Annotated in this window: 11 protein-coding genes and 1 pseudogene; 8 read left to right on the top strand and 4 right to left on the bottom strand. The window is 35.5% G+C overall.

What is annotated here, in order from left to right; translation table 11 throughout:
- The first annotated feature begins 3 nt into the window (after positions 1–3).
- Genes AKG98_RS08940 through AKG98_RS08905 form a run of 8 tightly spaced genes read left to right on the top strand, consistent with a single transcriptional unit; the run spans position 4 to position 21,598 of the window.
- The gene (locus tag AKG98_RS08940) at positions 4–780 is read left to right on the top strand and encodes an ABC transporter ATP-binding protein (RefSeq protein ID WP_067044484.1); all 777 of its coding nucleotides are present in this window, start codon (positions 4–6) and stop codon (positions 778–780) included.
- Positions 770–1,849 (top strand): ABC transporter permease, encoded by a 1,080-nt coding sequence (locus AKG98_RS08935; protein WP_067044481.1) that lies wholly within the window; start codon positions 770–772, stop codon positions 1,847–1,849. Before AKG98_RS08940 ends, AKG98_RS08935 begins: the two co-directional genes overlap by 11 nt.
- Positions 1,846–2,247, top strand: coding sequence for a 3-hydroxyacyl-ACP dehydratase FabZ (gene fabZ / locus AKG98_RS08930; protein ID WP_067044479.1), 402 nt, complete (start codon positions 1,846–1,848; stop codon positions 2,245–2,247). The genes AKG98_RS08935 and fabZ overlap by 4 nt, the downstream gene beginning before the upstream one ends.
- A gap of 9 nt (positions 2,248–2,256) precedes the next feature.
- Positions 2,257–2,976, top strand: coding sequence for an SDR family NAD(P)-dependent oxidoreductase (locus tag AKG98_RS08925; RefSeq protein ID WP_067044477.1), 720 nt, complete (start codon positions 2,257–2,259; stop codon positions 2,974–2,976).
- A complete protein-coding gene (locus AKG98_RS08920) occupies positions 2,973–3,695 on the top strand; it encodes a hypothetical protein (protein ID WP_067044473.1) in 723 nt (240 codons plus the stop codon). Before AKG98_RS08925 ends, AKG98_RS08920 begins: the two co-directional genes overlap by 4 nt.
- A 35-nt stretch (positions 3,696–3,730) precedes the next feature.
- The gene (locus AKG98_RS08915; protein ID WP_067044469.1) at positions 3,731–4,486 is read left to right on the top strand and encodes an SDR family NAD(P)-dependent oxidoreductase; all 756 of its coding nucleotides are present in this window, start codon (positions 3,731–3,733) and stop codon (positions 4,484–4,486) included.
- A 16-nt stretch (positions 4,487–4,502) separates the two neighbouring features.
- On the top strand, positions 4,503–12,926 hold the full coding sequence (locus tag AKG98_RS08910; protein ID WP_067044462.1) for a non-ribosomal peptide synthetase: 8,424 nt from the start codon (positions 4,503–4,505) through the stop codon (positions 12,924–12,926).
- Between the two features lie 8 nt (positions 12,927–12,934).
- A complete protein-coding gene (locus tag AKG98_RS08905; RefSeq protein ID WP_067044459.1) occupies positions 12,935–21,598 on the top strand; it encodes a non-ribosomal peptide synthetase in 8,664 nt (2,887 codons plus the stop codon).
- Between the two features lie 146 nt (positions 21,599–21,744).
- Here the strand turns inward: AKG98_RS08905 and AKG98_RS08900 are convergent.
- The 4 genes and pseudogenes from AKG98_RS08900 to AKG98_RS08885 all read right to left on the bottom strand — a co-directional run.
- A pseudogene (locus AKG98_RS08900) lies at positions 21,745–22,026 on the bottom strand (transposase); the annotation flags it as partial.
- A gap of 26 nt (positions 22,027–22,052) precedes the next feature.
- Positions 22,053–23,606 (bottom strand): IS66 family transposase, encoded by a 1,554-nt coding sequence (locus AKG98_RS08895; protein WP_067044450.1) that lies wholly within the window; start codon positions 23,604–23,606, stop codon positions 22,053–22,055.
- 109 nt (positions 23,607–23,715) lie between these two features.
- Positions 23,716–24,063: an IS66 family insertion sequence element accessory protein TnpB gene (gene tnpB / locus AKG98_RS08890; protein WP_067044434.1), complete on the bottom strand. Its 348-nt coding sequence runs from the start codon at positions 24,061–24,063 to the stop codon at positions 23,716–23,718.
- Entirely contained in the window at positions 24,063–24,362 is a 300-nt protein-coding gene (locus AKG98_RS08885) for a hypothetical protein (protein WP_067044423.1), read from the bottom strand. The genes tnpB and AKG98_RS08885 overlap by 1 nt, the downstream gene beginning before the upstream one ends.
- Positions 24,363–24,713 lie beyond the last annotated feature (351 nt).

The following is a 24,713-nucleotide window of genomic DNA, read 5'->3' as shown; positions in this document are numbered from 1 at the left end:
GATATGTCAGTTATTATTGATGTTGATAGGATAGTAAAAAAATACGGTCAGAATGAAAAAAAAGTTGTTGATGAACTTTCTTTTCAGGTAAAGAAAGGACAATGTTTTGGGCTACTAGGACCAAATGGTGCAGGTAAATCTACTACATTGGAAATGATGCAAGGTTTGAGAAAAGTATCATCTGGTCGTATTACTTTATTTGGTATGGATTGGAAAAAAGATGAGAAAAAATTGCGAGGCAGAATTGGGGGATTACTTCAAACTAATCACTTGTATGAGCGCTTAACGGTAAAAGAAGCAATTAATTTATTTGGTAGTTTTTATCATAATGCTTCTTGTACGGATGAAGTAATTGAACGGTTTAATTTAATCGAACAAAAAAATACGTGGCTATCGTTATTAAGTGGAGGCCAGAGGCAGAGAGTCTTTTTAGCTATGACTATTGTGGGAAGGCCCGAATTAATTTTTTTAGATGAACCTACGACTGGTTTGGACCCCTCAAGTCGGCAAGAATTCTGGGACATAATTAAATCGCTAAAAAATAGCGGTACTACGGTAATCCTAACCACTCATTATATGGATGAGGCAGATTATTTATGCGATGAACTAGCCATTATAGATCATGGGAAAATTATTGAATCCGGCTCACCTGATGAAATAATTAAACGCACCTTCACTGATCCTGTTCTTAATGAACCTAGGCGAGCAACCCTTAATGATGTTTTTTTAAAATTGACAGGGTTTGGAATCAATACTCAGGAAGATAAAAATGTTGTTTAAACAAAAAATCATAAAAAAACCGTTTTGGCAACTTATGTTACTCAATATAAGGCCATTTTTTAGAGAACCAGCCATATTGTTTTGGACATTTGGTTTTCCTATTTTCGTTGCATTATTAATGGTGCAAGCATTTTCAGGCGAACGCTCAATAGAAAAAGTTAATCTAGTCGTGATGGAAAGTTCGAGTATAGATTTAGTATGGCTTAAGTCTATGGAACTGGATCCTAAAATAAATATTATTAGAATTAATTATGATGATTCATTGTTTTCTGATGATAGTACTGAAGTTGTCCCTAATGAAGAGTTAAAGGTTGCACTTTCTCATTATTCATCAGTTATGTTACTAACAAAAAATGGATTATATTCAACGCGTAATACTCAAGAGCAGTCTATAGCGAGAAGTTATATATTAGAATCAAAGGATCAAACATCTTTTGTTAATGGCCATATAAGTTTAATTGGCTATCGATATGTAGATTGGCTAATCCCGGGGATTATTGTATTGCAAATTATAGGAATTGGTTTGATGTCGATTTCAAATAGCCTTGTATCAGATCGACAGCAAGGACTTTTTAAACGTCTAAAATTATCACCTTTTAAGCGGGTAGATTATGTTATAGGAATTATTTTTGCTCGAGTTTTTTTACTAACATTTCAACTTATCCTACTATTTACTGCGTTCTATTTTATTTTTGATTACCGTTTAACGGGCAGTTGGCTTAATACTATTCTTATTTTATTTTTGGGTTCAACTGCGTTGTGTTTATTAGGTGTACTTGTTGGATCTAGAAGTAAGAGAGTTGAAGTAGCTACAGGAATCGCTAATTTATTATATTTTCCGCTGATGTTTTTATCCGGAATCTACTTTGAGACTACTAACTTTCCGGAAACTCTGCAAAAAATAATACACTGGTTACCCTCAACAGCTTTTTTGGATGCATTTAGAATGGTGGCTAATGAGGGAGCATCACTCTATCAGGTTGGTACAGAAATAGGGATACTCCTCGGGTTTTCTGTATTTTTACTGATCTTAATTAGTTTCTTATTTGATTGGGGGGATGAACGATGAGCTTATTAGAACAGTTACCACATAAACCTCCATTTAAATTCGTTGATAAGATTGTGGAAATTAAATCGGGTATATTTATTCATGGATTAAAATTTATTAGTTATAACGAGCCTGGATTAGAAGGACACTTCCCTGACGAGCCCATTTTCCCAGGGGTTCTGATTATAGAAGCTATGGCGCAAGTAAGTGGATTATGTTTTGAAGGTCGGAATAAAGGTTTACTAGCGGCAATAGATAAAGCTAAGTTTTTATCACCAGTACTTCCTGGTGATATTTTATCCATAAAGTCTTCAGTTATTACTGAAATAGACGATTTCGTTTTATTTAAAACCAGTGCATTTGTTGATGATTGCTTAGTTGCATCAGCTCGTGTTTCTATTCGATACATCCCAAGTTAAGAGATCATTATGTTTGAAAACAAAATAGTTATTGTTACAGGATGTTCAAAAGGGATCGGAGAAGATATAACAAAAAGTTATCTTGAGTTAGGTGCTGTTGTTTACGGAATTGCACGCTCCTCAATTGTAACCTCATTGATCAATAAACCTAAATTTATATTAATGCAAGGCTCTGTTGCTGATGAGGTGTTTGTTTCTGAATGTATTAATACAATTACGTCTAATCATGGACGTATTGATATATTGATTAATAATGCAGGAATTAGTGCTGATAATCTTTTTCAAAGAATGACCGATGAAGAATGGAAAAAAGTTATAGAGGTTAATTTTAAAGGGACTTTTAACTTTTGTAGAAACGTATTACCTTATTTTAAATCCCAAAAATTCGGACGTATTGTAAATGTAGTATCTAAAAGTGGAGTAGTTGGGCGTGAGGGGCAAATAAATTATGCTACTTCAAAGGGCGCCATTATCGGTCTTACTCGTACTATAGCGAGAAAATATGGTTCGTTCAATATTATTTGTAATGCTATTGCTCCAGCATTAGTTGAGACTCAAATGGTCGCTGAAATACCAGCTGATAAAATATCCTCGATAATATCTTGTACTAGTATGCAGAGGATCGCTCAAACTAAAGATATCACTTCTAGCGTTCTTCATTTAACTGCGATATCACCTAGTTATCAAAATGGTGCAGTAATACAACTCGATGGCGGTTTTTTGATATGAGTAAACCATTTTTATTATTTATTATTCAAGCTAAAAGCGAGTTTGATAGAGCATTAGTCCAATACTTTCATAAAAACAAATCAATGGTTTTAATTAATCCTTCAAATGAAATTAAAGAGCTTAATCCTGATGTATCCACTATTGATGAAAATGAGTTAATAAAATGGTGTGAAAATGGAAGTGAGGCTCTAATTAATTATATGAAATGTAAAGGAGTCGAATTTAATAATGAACAAATTATTGTTATTCATGGAAGTGAAAAAACTAGTGAAAAAAACATATTTTCTGAACCGAAAATAATAAGTTATTTACTTAATGACTTTTATAATACATTTAAATTGTATCGCTCAATATCTAATTTTCTTAAGGAGTATGGAGCTAATATATTGTTCCCTATTTATTCAGATAGTTTGAGTTATTTGGATAAAGACGTAGGTAGTATAACTAATCATGCAAAGAATGCATTTATGATGACATTAGCGAAAGAAATGAGTGTGTCAGGTGTTTATGTAAATAGTATAACCATTCCGTTTTGGGCAAATAATGATCTTGAACGAAAAAAAATACGACGACAGTTACGAAACTCAGCTTTTGGTATTAGACCTAATGTCTATTTGATTGAACAGTTAATAATATATATTGAAAACTTCACCTTAGGTAATAGGGTAATGACTGGACAGTGCATAAGCCTGCTTCCTGGGACTGAAATGAAGTTATAACCTTTATCAAATTTTATATAAAGAGTAATAAAAATATGGGGATTACTTCAGCTGAAGGTTCTGAAAAACGCATTTTAATTATAGGTGCAACATCGGATTTGGGCAGTATAACTTGTCATGATTTAGCTAAAAAAGGCTATTCTATTTTATTAATTGGTCGTAGTGAAAATAAACTTAAAGAGCTAAATGATTTACTTCCTGGTGTACATCAAATGGCCATTGTCGATTTGTTAATCCCTGATCAACTTACAGATATTATAGTTAATAATGCGAATGAGTATGGCGGTTTTAGTGGCGGAGTATATTGTGCGGGTGTTCATTCAATGATGAGCATTCGTAAATCTACTTATCTTGATTTTGAACAAACTTATAGAGTCAATTGTGGTGGTGCATTAGCTATGATAAAGGCTTTCACACGTAAAAAGGTGCGGAAAAACGATCATACATCTCTCGTTTTACTTTCATCGGTTAGCCAATCGGTTGGAGAGCAAGGGGTCGCTGCATATGCTGCTAGTAAGGGTGCTCTTGGTAGTTTATGTCGCTGTGCAGCACTGGAATTAGCAAAAGATAAGGTAACTGTAAATTGCATTGCTGCGGGGATGATTAAAACAAGTCTAAATATTGGTTATCAAGGGGTAGCTCCATCAGGTCATTTTCAACAACTTTCGGAGTTGCATCCATTAGGCTTTGGATCTCCTAGCGACATTTCGGAGGCTATTATCTATTTATTAGAGAGTCGTTGGACCACTGGAAGTACACTATATGTTGATGGTGGTTACACTTGTCGCTAATTAAAATGGAATTTGTATGAATATTGAAAAAAATAAATTATCTCCACGTCAGTTACAAGTATGGCAAGGACAGGAATTAGATCAATTGAGTCCAGTTTTTAATGTATCATGTGCGTTAAAAATAACGGGTGAAATTGAGTCTGAGAGGTTAATGTTATGTTTAGTTTATTTGGTTAATCGTCACCCTATAATTAATAGTTTTGTTGATACCCGAGATGATGTACCAATATTAATAATAAAATCACAAAATCTTGATCCGATAAATTGGAATAATATTAATGTATCAAGTACAAAAGTAGATCTATCGTCCATATGTAAAGAACATGCGAATAAAGTTATTGATTTTAATTTACGAACCTTTGAATTTTATTGTTTAAGTATAGATGACTATAAGGTGTTGATAATTAAAGGACACCATATAGTATGTGATCAATGGTCATTACAACTAGTTGCTAATGATTTATTAAGGCTTCTAATTAGCAAAGATATTTCTGCAGAACTTTCGCCGTCAATTAATTATTTTTATAATCCAAAAAATGAAAATGAAAATGAAAATGAAAATGAAAATGAAAATTTAGATTTTGTGGATAGTGAAACTGTTTATCCAGTTGATTTCACTTCTGATATTGAAAGTTCAAATGTAAATATAGAAAATTATGTTGTTTCACTTGATGTTATATCTAAATTGTTCCCAAAAATAAAAGACATAGCATCAGTTTATAATGTTAGCTTATTTTCGGTAATATTAACAAGTGTATTTTTTACTATTAGTAAATTCACTAATAATAGTAGTGTCACGATTGGTGTTCCTATCGCGCGACGTACTAGGAAAAGTCGTTATTTACTCGGACATTTTGTTGATTTAGAGCCTTTATCTATTTCGAATATAGATAAAAAAAACATTAGAGATTTATTACTTGAAGTGAGTGGGAAAATCACGGAGTTATTGCTTTCTAAAAAAAAACCTCAATTGACCAGAAAAAAAATTAACGTTGTATGTAATTACTTAGTTCAATTAAAAAGTTCAGATGTTATTTCCGGGTTATTGCCAATATTAGCTGGTGTTCCTGACTATGAGCTAGTACTTGGTGGAGATAATAATCAATTAAAAATAACAGGTATTAACCTTCCGCCAGTATCGGCTCAATTTGATCTAGATTTTACTTTGTTTGAATATAGAGGATCATTATGGCGTAAAGTCATGGCATCAAGTTCAGTATTCACAGATGAAAATGTAATTAATCTAATTAATATTCAGGCCGAATGTATAAATGATTTTGAAGAGAATAATGAAGTTCAGAGTAATAACAAATCAATAAAGTCAAAAAAATGGTTGCTGATACCCCCACAAAACGATGTTAATGGACTATTGGGTGGAACTGGTCATCTATCACGAGTTGACTTGATACGTACGACTGGAGAAAAAATATTATTAATTGAAGGTGATATTTATAATAAATTGGAATTCTGCTGTGATCGCTTTGATGTAACAATGGATATTATCACACAATTTGTGTGGCATAAGCTGTTGAGAACTTATACACAAGATGAGCAGACTACTGTAGGGATGAGGGTTTTAAATAACGATAAAATAAATATTCGTCCTTTAACATTAGATTGGAGAAATTCTGAAAGTATTGAATGTATATTGATTCAGCTTCAACAAACGTATTCCACTTCTATATGTAACCATAATGACTATATTGATAATATAGAGCTGCAAGACGTATTATTTAGCAGTGTCTTTGTATTCGATGATGAACTTAGAGAGGGGGTATGTGCTTTTAATATGCTCCCTGATAAATTAGTTTTCCCTATAATGGTTACTACTGTTCTTAAAAGATCCAGTTTGGCTTTCAAGTTTAGTTATAATAAAGAATGGATTAATGATGTTCAGGCTACTCGGTTACTCCACCAACTAGAGCTTATTGTTAATCAATTGGTATTAATAAAAATGGTTGAACATGCTCAGATATCTTTGGTCAGTGAGCAAGAGAGACATACTTTATTACATACATGGAATCATTCTGATATACCTTATTCGCGGAATAAAACCGTGCATGAATTATTTGAAGAACAGGTAAGACGAACACCTGATAATGTCGCTTTAGTATTTGAAAATGAAGAAATAACTTATCTAGAATTAAATAATAAGGCTAATCAATTAGCTAGATTAATACGACAGAAATATCAAGAAGAGCATGATCAATCATTATCTCCAGATACATTTATTGCACTGTATTTAGATCGTAGTTTAGAAATGGTTATAAGTATACTAGCGGTACTAAAGGCTGGGGGAGCTTATATCCCAATATCCCCGCAATATCCATCTGAACGAACGAAGTTTATACTTGAGAATTCTTCTCCGGGATTATTACTCACACATCAATATCATATTACAATATTAAATAAATGTGTGAGCCTGTTATCTTATGCTCCTGTCATTTTATCAGTTGAATCAGTTGAATCAGTTGAATCAGTTGAAGTGGAAAACCTAGACGTTACTAGTGACGAATTCGACTTAGCGTATGTTATTTATACATCAGGCACAACAGGACAGCCTAAGGGCGTACTTCAACCGCATAGAAATGTAGTTCGTCTGATCAATATTACTCAACTTGATTTTTCATTCAGTAATAAAGACGTGTGGTCATTATTTCATTCATATACATTTGACTTTAGTGTTTGGGAGCTATGGGGGGCCTTGTTACATGGAGGAAAGCTTATTATTCCGACGGATTATTGTATTCGCGATTTTGATTCATTCGTTAAACTATGTGTTACTCAAAAAGTTACAGTATTAAATCAGACTCCAAACGCATTTGATGTATTTTCAGAGGTAGCTCTGAATCATAGGTATAATTTACCTCACTTACGCTATGTTATTTTTGGAGGCGATGTATTACATATTAGTAAATTGGATAAGTGGAAAAAACATTTTCCTGAGGGTTATCCTAAATTGATTAATATGTATGGAATTACAGAAACAACAGTTCATGTTACTTATAATCATCTCGATCAAAACGTGGATACAAACTCTTCTAATGTGGGGCGACCACTTAGAGATGTTAAGTGTTTTGTGCTTGACCCTAATCTTAATCTACTTCCGTGGGGAGCTCAGGGTGAACTTTATGTGGGTGGTGAAGGGCTTGCTCGGGGTTACTTAAATAATCGCGAATTAACTAATGAGCGTTTTATTGATAATCCTTTTGCTTCTGAAGACGATATAAAGAATGGGTATACTCGACTTTATAAAACAGGTGATTTAGCTCGTTATTTGTCTGATGGTACTTTAGAGTATCTAGGTCGAAATGATAAGCAGGTTAAAATACGTGGTTTCCGTATTGAGCTGGGGGAAATTGAAAACTGTATTTTGAAGCTACCTGAAGTTAATCATGTTGCAGTCATTGAGCATGTCCAGCAACAAAAAATTCTTGTAGCATACATTGTTTTGACACCTGAAAATCGAATTATAACTGATAAGATCAGAGCATTTTTAGTTAACCAGCTACCTGAGTATATGGTTCCATCTTCTTTTGTAGTGCTTGACAGTTTACCGCTAACTATTAATGGTAAGTTAGATAAACAATCGCTACCTGAACCTATATTGATCTCCGAAGATACTTTCTCTAAGCCGACATCGACACTTGAAGCTACTTTAATTGAAATATGGAAGCAAGTTCTAGGGACCGATAAAATAGGTATTCATGACAATTTTTTCCGTATCGGTGGTGATTCTATTGTTAGTATGACTTTAGTTTCAACATTAAGACAGTCGGGCTTTGATATTCAAGTTAAAGCTATATTTGATGCTCCGACGGTAGCTGAATTAGCTATACTAATTGCTAAAAGTTCATCAGAAACAGACGTTATAACAGTTAAAAATGAGCAGGGATTACTAGATGGAATATTTGATTTACATCCGATCCAAAATTGGTTCTTAAATCAATCCTTGGTAAACCCATCACATTATAACCAAGCTTTTATTATTAAAATTCCTCAAGACCTAGATAATGAAAAGTTACAACAAGCATTGGCAGGATTAACAAAGCAGCATGATATGCTGCATGCTAATTTTGTGGCGACAGAAGCCGGGTTTAAGAATTGCTACCAATACCTTTCAGAAGATAAAGCTGAGATAGATAATTGGGTTCCTCAGCTAGTCACTGTAGATATAAGAGGACTGACTGATACTCAATTGAAAATATTACTGACACAATATCATGCGGACTTAGACTATCAATCTGGGCCTTTATGGAAAGTTATACGTTTAAATGGCTCTAAGGATGGTGACACTAGGTTGTGCTTTGTATTCCATCATCTAATAGTTGACACCGTTTCGTGGAATATATTAGTTTCAGATCTTAAACAATTATTAGCTTCCAAACCGTTAGTGAAAAAAGGAACAAGTTATAGGCAATGGATTGATGGATTGCAATGTTATGCTCAGGAAAATAAATCACAATTTGATTATTGGAAACAAGTATTAAGCGAGCAAACTGATTATCCAAAATGCGTAATTGAAATGCGTGAAAAGATTAAATTAACTAAAATACAAACAGATATTTTGTTACGTAAATCAAATGGAGCCTATAATACCGAAATACAAGATTTATTACTTAGCGCACTTTCGTTGGCGTTAACCCCTTTATCTGGTAATGACATAAACCATATATTATTGGAAGGGCATGGTCGAGATCATATTTTTGATGATTTTGATATATCACGTACGTGTGGTTGGTTTACTTCTTTATATCCAGTAAAACTGATGAACTTCGTTACTATTGGTGAAACTATAATTCGAACTAAAGAAATGATGAGAGAGATCCCAGATAAAGGTATTGGATTTGGTTTTGTTTATCAAAATGATCGCTATTTTACGAAAAATAACCTGCCAACAGTTCGTTTTAATTATCTTGGGCAGTTTAAACAAAATAAAGAATTAACTCGTGAACTAGATTTTTGGAGCGTTACGGGTGAAGATGTTGGAATAACAAATGATAAGCGTAATTCAGAGGGGCTAATCTTAGATATTCTTGGTGTAGTGAAAAATGGTCAGCTTGTTTTTGAAATAACTTCAGGACTAGAAACTGAACTTAACGATAAATTTGTTAAGGATTTTGAAAGTACACTTGTAGCGATGATAGAACACACTTTTCAAATTTACTCAAAAGGCGGAGTTACTACTCCATATGATTATCCTGAGGCCAATTTAACTTGTGAACAACTGGAATTATTACGTAAAAGATATGATATCGAGGCTATTTATCCAGCCAATAGCTTGCAAAAAGGGTTCATTTCTCATCATCTACATCATCCTGATGATGATGCTTACCGTGTTCAGTTATTACTTGATATTCATCATGATCTAGATATTTTGAAATTTAAACAATCTTGGTCGCTAGCGTCAAAGAGTTATCCTATTCTTCGTACTGCATTTAATTGGGACGGTGAAATAGTGCAGGTGGTCACTAAGGATGCGAGTATTACCGATGAAAACTTCATATTAAAAGACATAAGCCGTCTTTCAGAAGCAGAACGGAATACTGAAATTGAATTGATACAAAAACAAGATCGGGCGCTAGAGTTTAATTTGCATAAACCGGGACTTATTCGTTTTATTTTGATCAAGCATCATAGTTCTTATTATACGTTACTCAAGAGTGAGCATCATAGTATTAGTGATGGTTGGAGTGGTTCAGTAGTATTGCAAACAGTGTTCAGCTATTACGACTCATTAGTGAAGGGGGAAACTCCTATAGTTGAAATTGATACCGCATATGCTAAGGCACAGCTATATTTGGCTCAACAAAATAAATATTCTGAGATGTATTGGGACGAAAAAATTAAACTGCTAAATGGTACCAATGACGTTAATTCCTTACTTAGTCAATCAATTGATTTGTCACAAAGTATAGTGATTGACAAACCAATTGAGAGAGTTCTAACTCTCAGAGGTGGTATATATTCACAATTAAAGCTGAGTTGTCTCCAACTCGGGGTTACGATAAATACGATCACTCAGTTTGCATGGCATAAATTATTGCATATTTACACCCAAGATGATCAGACTGTTGTAGGTACTACCGTATCAGGTAGGAATATTCCTATTGACGGAATTGAGAAAAGTGTAGGCTTGTACATAAACACCTTGCCACTGATTGTTAATTGGGCTGAAAATGTTAGTGTAAATAAGATACTAGAATGTATTCAAGAGGCTACATTTGAGCTAAATAATCACAGTAATATATCCTTATCTAGTTTACAGCATAAGGGTGAACGTTTGTTTCATAGTTTGTTTGTGTTTGAAAACTATCCATCATCTACTAACTCTCAAGGTGGAAGTATTAATATATGCTTGAGAGATTCTATAGAGAAGGTAGACTATCCTGTATCTATCGTTGCTTTTGAGCAAGATGAAAGTCTAGTTATTAAATTAAACTCTGCTGAAGAATGGCTGTGTGAAACACAGGCGACTAATTTACTAAGTCAGATAGAAAAAATCATTACTCAAGTTATATCTAATCCAAATATGCCACATCAACAGATTTCTTTGGTCAGTGAAATAGAACGCTATAATTTACTTAATATACAGAACGATATAGATGTACAATTATCGCAGCACGAGACCCTTCACCAGGTGTTTGAAGCTCAAGTAAATACGACACCAAATAGTACAGCTTTGAGTTTTGAAGGTGAAAATCTTACCTACCGTGAATTAAATGAGAAAGCAAATCAATTAGCTAGAAAAATTAGATTTCAGTATAAAAAACAATATAGTCAAGTATTACCGACTGGTAACTTGGTTGGATTATATCTGACACCCAGTATAGAAATGATTATTAGTATTTTAGCTGTACTGAAGACCGGTGGTGCTTATGTTCCTATTTCACCTGAATATCCAGAAGAGCGAATAAATTTCATATTAAATGATACTGGAACATCGTTACTTCTGACGCAAGAGGTACAAAGCGCTAAATTAAAAGAGCTAGTCAGTAATCGAGTGACTCCCCCAGCTATATTTATCGTAGATATTCCCACTGCGATGTCTGGAATGGCGAAGAGTAATCTAAATATAACTTGTAGTAGTTGTGATTTAGCCTACGTCATTTATACATCGGGAACTACCGGTAACCCGAAAGGGGTTATGATTGAGCATTTTAATATAGTGCAATCTAACCACGCAAGATTGAAATATTATACTTCATATGAATCATTTCTTTTAGTGTCTCAATATGTCTTCGATAGCTCTATTGCGGGTATTTTTGGAACGCTATCAAGCGGCGGTAAACTTGTGATGACTAGGAGTCTGGATGTCCATCATGTGACAACCTTACTTAAAAAACATTCAATAACTCATACTTTAATGACTCCAACGTATTATTCATTATTTTTACGTGAAGTATTTAGCTTCTCTATAGAATTAAATTTAAAACAAGTAATTGTTGCCGGAGAGGAACTAACTGCTCATTTGCATAAACAACATTATGAAATTAATCAAAAGGCATTACTGGTTAATGAATATGGACCTACTGAGAATAGTGTTTGGAGCACAGCGCTATTATGTAATAAAAACACTTTTTCATGCTCAATCGGTGTGCCTTTAGCTCATACAAAACTATATGTATTGGATATTAATAAGCAGCTTTTACCTCCTGGGATTATAGGTGAGTTGTATATAGGGGGCCCTAGTTTAGCCCGTGGTTATTTGAATCTTCCAGAGTTAACGGCTGAATGTTTTATAGAAAGTCCATTTTCGATTGGAGAGGATATAAAAGAAGGTTATACACGCTTATATAGAACCGGTGATGTGGTGCGTTGGTTAGCCGATGGTAGCTTAGAGTATTTTGGGCGTAATGATAGTCAGATCAAGATCCGTGGTTTCAGGGTTGAACTATCAGAAATAGAAAATAAACTGACAGAATTTGATGGGGTACAGCAAGCAGTAGTTATAGAGTGTGAACGTAATGATAATAAATATCTTGCTGCATACATAATTATGGATATTGGATGTCAATTAGAAATAGATAAATTACGTGACGCTCTCATTTCCCAATTGCCTGAGTACATGATTCCTGCTAGTTTCTTGGTTATAGATAAAGTCCCTTTAACATTGAATGGCAAACTTGATCGTAGTCTTTTACCTGCTCCGCAGCTAATTACTCGTGATATATACGTTGCCCCTAGAACAGTATTGGAAACTCAATTCTGTAATATTTGGCAAGATGTACTTGGTATTGATCAAGTCGGTATTCAAGATAATTTCTTTCGCATTGGTGGCGACTCTATAACCGCGATCCGTCTAGCTACAGCTAGCAGTCAATTAATGAATATAGATATTTCGTTACCACTCTTGTTTGAATATAAAACTATTGAAAACTTACTTCATCACATTGAGTCAACTCAATGTTATGAAGAAGAAACAGTAATGATATTTTAAGGATTATGATGCTTGATTTAATTAATCGATTTAAAGAACAGGGTGCGTCGCTGTGGGTTTCAGGCTCTGAACTTAAATTATCTTATAAAAGTATGCCTGATGAGTTTGATATTAATGTTGTAAAAAAACGTAAGTGCGACTTAATTTCGTTATTGGAAAAAAATAGAGTCTATTCTAAAACAGACTTTGAAAAAAAGACTATTTATCAAGGTCGTGAAGGTGATGCTACGGTACTATCTTTCGCGCAAGAAAGGCTATTATTTATTGAAGAACTAAATAAAGGAAGTGATGCTTATCACATATCAGCTTTATTGAAAGTCGATATAGATGTTGATATCAATATATTGAAAAAAGCTATTTATTGTGTAATAGATCGACATCCTGTTTTGAATACTGTATTCCGTATTGATAATAATGGAGAGTATTATCAACATTTACTCACGTCACCTATTTCTCAACCGCAGCATATAGCTAAAGATAAACATAATCTCATTAGAGATGTTAAGAAAATCATTGAAAAACCTTTTAACTTAGCTAATGAAGCCCCAATGAAAGTGCACCATTACAATCTTGGTGAGGAATGTTATGTACTTATTATTTGGCATCATATAGCTTTTGATGGTTGGTCTACAGAAATATTTATGAATGATCTATCTAAAGTGTATTCGACACTATCTGATGAGAAGTGCGCTCCACTTCCTGAGTTAAGTATTACTTATGGTGATTATGCTGTTTGGCAAAAAAAATATTTACAAGGCGACATACTTAAGCAGTTATTAGAGTATTGGAAAACTCAGCTGTCAGGCTATGAGACTCTTACTCTTCCTATGGATAGGAACCGTCCAACGGAAATGGATTATAAAGGTAAAGACTATAATGTTATATTGGATGCGAATCTCTCTGGTCAGCTTGATATTCTAGCAAAGGAGCAAGGAACTACACTATATACTGTGATGTTAAGTGCTTTTTATATCACGTTATCGACGTGGTCTGGACAAGATGATCTTATAGTGGGAACACCATCAGATAATAGGCATCATGCACAAACTCAATCCTTAATCGGTTTTTTTGTTAACTCTCTTGCGCTTCGCTGTCAACTCAAATCAAAGCAAACGATTAAAGGCTTTATTGACTATATTCATCAAATAGCCGCAGATGCTAAAAAACACCAAGAATTACCACTAGATCGTATTATTGATGCTTTAGATATAGAGAGAGATATCGCTAGACATCCATTATTTCAAGTAGTTTTTGGTGTACAACATTTTACAAGGAAAAAAGATCGGAAAGATAGATTAAATTTAAACATTGTGGATCTCGGGGAGCTAGTTAATTCTTCCGCTAAATATGACTTAAGCATGTTTGTAAATAATGCGGAAGAAAATTTTGTTATTAATGTTAACTATGCTACCAGTTTATTCGAAGACGAAAGTATAATTCGTTTTACCAATATGTACCAACACGTATTGTGTTCTATGGTGGTAAACCCACATCAGCTACTGTCTGAGATAGATATGTTGTCTGACCAAGAACGCTATACATTATTACATTCTTGGAATCAGACCGATACACTACACGTGGAAGATAAAACTATCCATCAGCTATTCGAGGAACAAGTTGAAATATCACCGGATAATATAGCTATAGTTTGTGCCGGTGAGGAGTTAACTTATCGTGAATTAAATAATCGGGCTAATCAATTAGCGCATGTTATCAGAGCAACATATCAGGAAGAGCATAACAAATTGTTACAACCCGATACCTTCATTGCACTGTACTTGGATCGTAGTATGGAAATGGTTATCAGTATATTAGCAGTCTTGAAATCGGGTGGGGCTTATATACCTGTATCGCCGGAGTATCCTGTAGATCGGGCTCAATTTATCTTGGAAGATACTAACGCGAGTTTACTGTTAACACAAAGTCATTATGTATCGACACTTGAACTATTGTTAGATGAAGAACCTAACTCACCAATTATTTTTAATGTACTAGAGTTGGAGGATAGTCCGCAATTATCTACTGATAATTTAGGTATAACGAGTGCTGCGACTGATCTGGCTTATATCATCTATACCTCAGGTACCACTGGTAAGCCTAAAGGTGTCATGATTGAGCATAAGAGTGTAATAGATTATGCATCAACTTTTTTTAAAAAAATTGGAGAGCCCTTAGGTAATGTTGATTTCTCTACTAATTATTGTTTTGACTTATCAATAACCACCATGCTTTGCCCGTTATTAGAAGGGAGTCGAGTATGTATTTTTGCAGGTGAAATAACTGATATAGCGCTCTATAAAACGCATTTACTTACTAATCAAATCAATCTGATCAAAACAACCCCTAGTGTTGCACAAGTTACGTTGGAGCATAAAGATATTCATATAAAATACTTAGTTTTAGGGGGAGAGAAACTTACAGATACCCATATAAGACTGCTGAAAGACTCGGTTAATATTATTATTGATGAATATGGTCCTACAGAGACAACTGTTGGTGCTATGTATTCTTGCGTTAAACCAATAAAGAACAGAGGAATAGGTGAAGCTTATGCCAATACTAAACTTTATGTATTAGATCAAAATACACAAATTACGCCCATGGGTTGTGTTGGAGAACTGTACATTGGTGGAGGAGGTTTGGCTCGAGGTTATTTGAACCGTCCAGATATAACTGCGGCTAGCTTTATCGAGAATCCGTTTGCTTCAGAAACTGACATTGAGAAAGGGTATAATCGATTATATAAAACCGGAGATCTAGTTCGTTGGTTTACGGATGGTAATTTGGAGTATTTGGGACGTAATGATCGCCAGACTAAAATCCGCGGTTATCGTATTGAACTGAGTGAAATTGAGACTGTATTAACCGCACATGAAAATATTAAGCAGGCAGTCGTTATTGTTAAAGAATGTAATAGTAGTAAATATTTGGCTGCTTATCTTGTTGGAGATTTACAATATCAGAATGACAGTGTTTTAACCAATAGCATATGTGACTACCTTGCCTCTAGGTTGCCTGAATATATGGTTCCTTCGATATTTACTGTTATTAATAGTCTACCTTTAACCATCAACGGGAAGCTTGATCATCGCGCACTACCTGAACTCAATTTTACAGCTAGTGAAGATTATATCGCACCACGTACAGAGTTAGAGGCTCAGCTATGTGAAATTTGGCAGGATGTATTGGGCCTTGATAAAGTTGATATTCAGGATAACTTCTTCCGTATTGGTGGTGATTCAATTACCGCGATCCGTTTAACGGCGATTACCCGACAGCGTATTAATATGGATATACCTATATCATTGCTATTTGAGCATAAAACTATTGCTAATCTAGCTCCTAAATTAGGGCATTCAGCAATGCTCATTATCCCTAAATGCCAGAAAATTGAGCCGCCATTATCTTTTGCTCAAGAACGACTATTGTTTATTGAACAGTTTGAGCAAGGAAGTAACGCGTATCACATACCTGCACTGTTACAATTAGATGATGACATTAATATAGATGTATTAGCTCGGGCGATTAACTGTGTTGCGACACGCCATCCTGTGTTGAACTCTGTGTATCGTCTTAATGATAGAGATGAATACTATCTGCACTTACTTACAAGCCCAATTGTTGTACATTCTCAGGTAGTTGTTGATAGTGAAGAGTTGAGGTCTTCGGTTAAAAGGCTTATTGAATTGCCGTTTGATCTGGAAAACGAAGCGCCAATGCGTGTTCATCATTACGAAAAAGATGGTTCACATTATTTATTAATACTTTGGCATCACATCGCTTTTGATGGTTGGTCAACAGAAGTATTTACAAATGAAATGTCTGAAGTGTATCAGGCATTTTCCCAGAATATGGATGTTAGCTTACCTGAATTAAGTATTAGTTATGTTGATTATGCAGTTTGGCAACGCGATTATTTACGAGGAGATAACCTAACGAAATTACTCGATTTCTGGGGAACACAGTTATCTAGTATAGAAACACTTATGTTGCCAACGGATAAACCTCGCCCCTCCCAGAACGACTACAAGGGACGTAATTATTGCTTTGATTTAAGCGACATTTTATCTACTGAATTACGTCAATTGGCTCGTAATCAGGATACCAGTTTGTATACTGTAATGCTCAGTGCTTTTTATCTGATACTCTCTAGATTATCCGGACAAGATGATATTGTAATCGGCACACCCTCAGACAATCGACATCATGCTCAAACACAATCTTTGATTGGTTTCTTTGTTAATTCTCTGGCAATCCGTAGTCAGGTTGATAAGGGTAAAACAGTGACGGAGTACATCAGTGATACACATGCATTGCTCACAGCAGCAAAGGCGCATCAAGAACTGCCATTTGAACAAATAGTCGATCATCTGAAGATCGAAAGGAATATGAGTCATCACCCACTGTTTCAAGTAATGTTCAGTGTTCAAAATTTTGCTGAAAAAGAATTAAAAAAGAGTCGGCAAGTATTTTCATCCGCCGAATTAGAGAATGAGATATACGCACCAGCTAAATACGATATTAGCTTATTCGTCAACGATGGGCAGTCTAAGTTATCTGTTAATCTTAATTATGCGGTTAGTTTATTTGATGCTTCGAGTGTGATTAGGATGGCGGATATGTATCAGCGTGTTCTTCATGCAATGGTTGAAACACCCTCTCAAAAACTGTCAGATATCGATATGCTGTCTGAGCATGAACGTCATACTTTACTGCATGCTTGGAATCCGGTAGATACACCGTATCCTAAAAATAAAACGGTTCATCAGCTGTTCGAAGAACAGGTAGACAAAGACCCGGACAACATAGCGTTGATTTTTGAAGACGAAAAGCTGACATATCGCGAATTAAATAATCGTTCCAACCAGTTAGCACGAGTTCTCTGCGTGCAATACCAAGAACGCTATAATAAACCGTTAAAACCGGGCACATTAATAGTACTTTATCTTGACCGTAGTTTAGACATGGTGATTAGTATGTTGGCTGTGTTGAAAGTGGGTGGTGCTTATGTTCCTATTTCACCGGAGTATCCGATGGAGCGTACCCTCTTTATGCTTGGAGATACGCAATCTGATGTAATATTGACCCAGCACCAGTATGTAGAACTTCTTGATGATGAATTGAGTACACAATCTCTTACACCTTTGGTATTGATTGCTGAGCAGTCTGGAAACACTACGTTACAACCGACCGGAAACTTGGAAGGAGGGACTAGTTCTGAGCAGATTGCTTACGTTATTTATACCTCTGGAACTACAGGTAAACCCAAAGGAGTTTTGACAACCCATAAAGGTGTTGTTTCACTAATTGAAAATAATGACTTTATTGAATTATCCTCTTCGGATGTATTGTTACATTGTTCAAGTCCTAATTTTGATGCCGCTACGTTTGAAATATGGGGCGCGTTGACACAGGGAGCTAAGCTAGTCGTCGTGCCGAGTAATATGGTATACACAGAGGAAACACTTGACAGGATATTGAATCAGCAGCGAATAACAATATTATGGTTGACTCGAACATTATTTGATAGTTTATTTATTAACGCACCCAATTTATTTGATGGATTAAACTATTTGTTAATTGGAGGTGAAGCCCTTACTGCTAGACTAATTAGGCAATTGCTCGAACGTGAGTTTGCGCCTCGTTTTGTATTAAATGGTTATGGACCTACAGAAAGTACGACATTCACGACGATATATAAATGTGATGTGTTCTCTAATTCGGTTCCAATAGGAAAACCAATAAATACCCGTAAAGTGTATGTACTAGATGATAATGAAAAGTTATTGCCGATTGGTTCTTATGGTGAACTTTATATTGGTGGTGCCGGTTTAGCATTAGGTTATTTAAATCGACCAGAACTAACAGCTGAATGCTTTATTAAGAACCCTTTCACATCACCATCGGATATTGAGAACGGTTATACTCGTTTGTATAAAACAGGTGACTTAGTTCGTTGGTTACCGGACGGAAATCTTGAATATCTAGGACGTAATGATAATCAAGTAAAAATCCGTGGTTACCGTATTGAGCTGGGGGAGATCGAAGCAGCATTGACATCACTTAATTGCGTTAAGCAGGCAGTGGTTGTCGATAATGAACGAGATGGTAGTAAAAGTTTAGTTGCTTACCTCGTTGGTAACACAAGTGAAGTGCTTAATCTAGATGAAATAGGGCGTATCAGTACTGAATCATCGTTAGATATTGAGGCCATTAGGCGAACTCTAACTACACAATTACCAAACTACATGGTACCAACCTCTTTTTCTGTGATAAGTCATATACCCTTGACAATTAATGGAAAGTTGGACCGTCATGCATTACCAACGCCTGAGTTCACTTATGGAGGTACTTATGTAGCTCCATACTCTGAGCTAGAACAGCATATATGCGTTATATGGGAGGATGTACTGGGCCTTAAGGGCATTGGTATTTACGATAACTTCTTTCAGATCGGCGGTGATTCCATTCTCAGTATTCTGTTGGGGTCTCGACTTCGAAAAGAAGGTTATTCAATTCAGGCGAAGGATATTTTTGAATCACCGACGATACATGCATTAACTCTTTTATTAGAAAATGAACGTGTACCTGTAGTTATTGATTGTGAACAAGGAACTCTTGAAGGACCGTTTGATTTACTACCCATTCAACAATGGTTTTTTAATATTGACTTAGCTGATTCTAATCACTTCAATCAATCTTTTATTATGCGTATTCCTGCAAATTTATCTGAAAAAGAACTTATAAATACATTAGATAAATTAGTTCTTCACCATGACATACTCCGATTACGATTTGATCATAAAGATGAGCAGTGGGAGCAAACATATACACTTAACTCTACAATGCTGCCGCTTAAGCTCTTGGATACCTCTTTGCTTAGTTCTGATGAATTACAGCAACAACTAACAGACTGGCAAGGGATGTTTAATTATAAGAAAGGTTTATTATGGCAAGTCGGTTATTTAACTGGTTATGATGATGGTTATGCTCGACTTTGGTTTGCAGCACATCATCTTATTATTGATAGCGTATCGTGGCGTATCATTGGAGAGGATATATCTCAGTTACTTATCGGGAAATCTTTATTAGGTAAAACCAGTAGTTATCGTCAATGGGTAAGTTGCATTGAAGAATACGCGAAAAATAATGTTGGGGAGCGTGAGTATTGGCATAATGTGTTGAGTGATAGTAATAAGGTGATACTTCCGTCACCTGAAGATCAGGTACAGCATAAAGTTGTACTTGATTGTGAATCAACTAAGCGGCTTTTATATAAAGTAAATAGGGCTTATAACTCTGAAATTAATGATGTATTACTTTCAGCTTTATCTATAGGGCTGAAAAAAACATTTGGGTATAACTATTATCATATTAACTTAGAGGGGCATGGGCGCGAAGATATTACTAATTCGTTAGATGTTTCTCGAACATTAGGGTGGTTTACTTCTCTTTACCCTGTTCGATTATCTGTTCAAAAAGAACTTTCGGAAACCTTAATCTTGACTAAAGAAATGCTTAGGGCCATTCCACATAAAGGTATTGGATTTGGAACGTTAAATAAATCTGAATTCGGTTCCTGTTTGTTACCTAAAATAAGTTTTAATTACTTGGGGCAGTTAGACCGTGGACCTCATGAGAGTAGCTCTTTGTGGCAATTATTAGATGAAGATGCTGGTGACTCTATATCGAAAAAAAATAAACTGGATGGTCTGCTTAATATTAATGGGTATGTAATTGGGGATCAATTAACTTTTTCCATTGAATCTCGACTTCCTAAAAGACTTGGAACTTGTTTCGAAAAATGCTTTAAAGAAGCACTGAATGATGTGATTGATCATTGTATAAATATTGTGGATAAAGGTGGCGTTTGCACCTTATCTGATTTGAAATTATTAGAACAACCGCCTTATTTTGAACAAAATATAGAGGCGACTGGTCCTCAATGGTTTTTACTTCCTCCTGGTGGAGGAGGTGGTGAGAGTTATCTAGCTAATTTAGTGCCAAAGTTGAAGAATAATAAATTAGTATTGTTTAATAATATTTATGACAATATAAGTAGATTATCAAGCAGCTATGCTGAAAGCTTCTACACTTTTGAGAGATTGGCAATGCAATACTTACAATGGATCAAAAGAATACAGCCTAATGGACCTTATTATTTATGTGGATGGAGTTTTGGTGGTGTGCTTGCATTTGAAATCGCTAGGCAGTTAGAGGCATCAGGTTGTAAAGTTGATAAAATAATACTTATTGATCCTTATTTTTGCACCGGTGCGTTTAAGGCATCACTGAGTGAAAACGAACAGCTAAACTTCTATCTCAATGGCATTAATTGTCGTTATGATTGTAGTTTTACGCCTTATGAAACTAAAGCTAAAATACATTTATTTAAAGCCAAAGTTAAAGAGTTTGACTCTTTAGAAGATATGCTTGAGTGTAAAAAACGGGAACTAAAGGTTAGTGGTGATTATGATCGACAAGCACTGAAATATGATTCTATGTTTCAGTATTTTATTGAGGACTACTATTTAAGAAGTGAAGATAATGGATTAAATGATTTCCTTAAATCACCAGATCTCGATATTAGTTATTTAGATTCGAGTCACTTGGGATGGATTAACAATGAGAGGGATATTAATGATATTGCTGAAATCATTCAAAAAGTTTGATCTGGGTAGGTAAGATAAGCGCTTGGTCAATTGCTGTTAGTCCCTATTAGGGGTAAGGAAAACGGATGTTGGATAAATTAACATAAATCAGAGTTATGTCTAGGTATTAACGTAAGCGGTTGGTTAAGCGGTCAAGCCTGATATCATCAGGCTTCTAGGCCTGCATTCCAGGGTAATAAATCACTTAAATCAGCAAATTCATCCCGTTGTGGCAGTTCTGTGAAGAGTTTTTGGAAATATAAATACGGATTTATATCGTTTGCACGGCAAGTCATCACAATACTGTAAAGTACTGCGCTTGCATCTGCACCATCCACTGATTGGCTGAACATCCAATTTTTCCGACCTGTGGTAAATGGCCTGATGTCTCGTTCGGTGACGTTATTATCAATCCCTAATTCACCCGAATAAAGATAACGCCTCAGTTTTTCCGTAAGCGTCTGGGCAACGACACCTAGCTACGTTTAATATTCCATGGCAGCAACGCGTCAAGATCATTCGGCTTTTCAGCAATCTGCTGCAAGCAGGTTGCAATATAATCATGAACAATAAGATTATTCGCTTTTGCTGTTTCAACCAAACTATATAAAATCGCACTCGCGTTCGCACCAGTATTGGTGTACGAGAATAGCCAAGCCTTACGACCTATTACAAAGGGCTTTACCGCCCGTTCCGCTCGGTTATTGTCGATGTTTAACCTGCCATCTTCAAGGTAGCGCTGGAATTTTTCAAATTGGTTTAAGCTGTAGCTAATCGCTTCGCCAAGTTTGCTTTTGGGTGGGATTTTTTCTTTGTGTTCGATGAGCCAGTCATATAATATCTTTACAATAGGCTTGGCTTCTGATTGCCGAATGGTAAATTTGTCTTTGACTGATTTTCCTTTAATGCGTTTTTCTATTCCGTATAACTTACCAATTAAATTTAATGCGACATCCACTTTCCCTGTTTTCTTTTTGCCTTGCACCTTTTTAACATCAATGAATTTACGGCGGATATGCGCAAGACAGGCAACCAATGTTGCTTGCGTTGATTCATAAGCTTTATATCCATCAACGTGCATGTAACCTTCGTAACCATCAAGAAAATCGATCGCACATTGGGCTCTACGACTATTATGATAATCGAATAACACTATATTGGTGTTACTGCCTAATGCATCTGTTCCACAGCAATATACCCACATATAGCTTGTCGCTTTTTCGGCTTTGATTACTTTTAGTGGCGTTTCATCCGCATGAATAGCTGGCTCAGCTCGCAATGTTGTTTTCAAGCGCATGTATAAAGGTTCAAGCAATGTTGCACAACGTAATATCCAGCTCGACATCGTTTGACGACTCAACTCAATACCGATGTCACTCAACATTGTTTCTTGTCGATAAAGTGGTAAACCAAATTGATATTTACAGGTGATGATTTGGCTCAGCAAACTCACGGTAGCAATACTTTTAGGGATTGGCGTGGCTGGCATCGGCGCCATCTTTATATGATTTTCAATACCTTTTCGTTCACAATGGCGACAAGTATATTTCGGACGAATAGTTTTGATGACTTTAATATGAGCAGGTACAAATTCAAGGGTTTCGCTGCTACTTTCGCCCATTTTATGTAAAGGGTTACGGCAACAATCACATGTTTTATCTGTGTCATCAATATCAATGATAACTTCTTTTCGTGGGAGTTCTGGCGGTAATGGTTTGCGCTTTGGCTCTATTTTTTCTTCAGTTGATACGCTCGCTAATAGCTGTTCGTCTTGTTCATCAAGCGTCACTTCCGCTTCATTAAATACTTCATCAGCACCTGGCATCTTTTCTGATTTTTTACCGTATTCGTTAGCCAGTTTTATATTATAACGTTCGAGCAACTCCTGATAAATTACATCTTTTTTATTGAGCTCTTTATCTTTTTCAGCTAACTCACTGTCTTTTTGAGTCACGAGTAGCTGCAACTCAAGTAACATTTCCTTAAGCCGTTCAGGGTCGTCTGGTAATAAGTTCGCATCAAGTTTCATTTGCTCATTTTAGCAAATTTATGACAATGAAACTGCTTTTGACGCCAATTAGTACAAGGGGAGAGCGTCAACGATCGTTGACTACTCAGACATGACAAAACTGATCGCGTTAGATCATCGATTGATACTGTAACTCTTGGTGACCAAGTACATCAAATCCTGATAGCAGCCACTTAAATTGTTCATCCGTTAATTCAAATTCATTGCAATCGATGTTACTCGGCCATTTGAATTTTTGCTTTTCGAGGCGTTTATACCAAAGTGCAAAACCAGTCTTATCCCAATACAATATTTTTAGTTTGTCTTTGGCTTTATTGCAAAATACAAACAATTCTCCCGTGTAAGCGTCACGATTAAGCTCATCTTCAACAATGGCAGCTAACCCGTTTATTGATTTTCGAAAGTCGACAAAATCACGGTGTAAAAAAACGGCTGATGGTTCAATAAAGGATTGCATTAGTTCAACTCACGCAGTATTTGAGCCAAGTATGTGGCGGGAGTTGTTGCAGGCAAACTGACGTTTGCCTTACCAACCGAGAGTGTGATTGGCTGTTGCTGCTCTTCAATAAATTCTATCTGCTGCGTCACTTTAGCGCGAACAAAGCTACTTGATGCTAACCCTAGTTTTTTCTTGAAAGCGTAGAAGCTCGACGTTGGTAAGTGATGTTGCTGGCAGTAATCTGAAACAGTTAACCCACTGGTTTGCTGATTTTGTATTAGGGTTTGCCATTGTGTTTGATTGCGCGATATTTTCATTGTTATTTCCTTTTGTTTAACTTGGAAATAACATAACTGAGATCAGAAATTAGATGAAGGTGTGGTTGGCCAGACGCTTACGGAAAGTGAACTCAATCAGTAGGAAACATCATACTACTAAAGGAGCTTCTAGCCTGTTATGTCATTTGATTCTTACTTTCATATGCGGTAACAAATCTTTAAATGTAGTATGTTTTTTTAATGAGGCAATACGACCGGACAAGCTAATTGTCGCCTAATAACTGATGTTGTGATGACTAATAACTTCGCCTTTGGTGGTATCAATACATCACTGCTCTTTAAACGCTGGCATAAATAGCATTTTGATAACAAACGCGCCTTACTTTTCAT

The sequence above is a fragment of the Moritella sp. JT01 genome, from assembly GCF_001574435.1.
Taxonomy (GTDB): Bacteria; Pseudomonadota; Gammaproteobacteria; order Enterobacterales; family Moritellaceae; genus Moritella.
This window is presented reverse-complemented; position numbering and strand designations above follow the sequence as displayed.